Genomic DNA, 415 nt, shown 5'->3' with positions numbered 1-415 from the left:
GGGGTGCACACAGAGCTTGCCGATCTGGCCCGTGCCGTCCGGATCGGTGAAACCGCGTACCGAGCCCACGACTTCGTCGCCGAGACGGGCCACGAACACCAGGTCGTCGGCGACTTCGTCCCGTACTGCGTCGAGGGTCTGGACGAGCGGGTCGATCCGGTAGTTGCCGTACAGCTCGGCCTCGCGCTGGAAGCAGAGGTACTGGAGCCGGAAGATCTGCTCCACGTCCTGTGCCGTCGCCGCCGAGATGATCACGCTCATGCCCATGTGTGCACGCCTCCCGCTCACCTGTCCGCCCGGTTGCCTATCGCCCTCTTCCCCGCAGTTCAGGGACGGCAACCTCCGCCGCGAGCATTCTGCGCAGACATCCAAGGCAACGGGAACGGATCGGGCCCAAACTCCCCTGTGACATACC

The 415-nt window shown here is 65.8% G+C and carries 1 protein-coding gene and 1 pseudogene; both read right to left on the bottom strand.

Annotated elements, in window-relative coordinates; all coding sequences use genetic code 11:
* A partial coding sequence (locus RM844_RS33105) for a GNAT family N-acetyltransferase (protein WP_394814666.1) occupies positions 1 to 267 on the bottom strand: 267 nt, incomplete at its 3' end.
* A 37-nt stretch (positions 268 to 304) separates the two neighbouring features.
* Positions 305 to 415 (bottom strand): annotated as a pseudogene (locus RM844_RS33100) (sigma-70 family RNA polymerase sigma factor); the annotation flags it as partial.

The organism is Streptomyces chisholmiae (assembly GCF_031845445.1).
Lineage (GTDB): Bacteria > Actinomycetota > Actinomycetes > Streptomycetales > Streptomycetaceae > Streptomyces > Streptomyces chisholmiae.
This window is presented reverse-complemented; position numbering and strand designations above follow the sequence as displayed.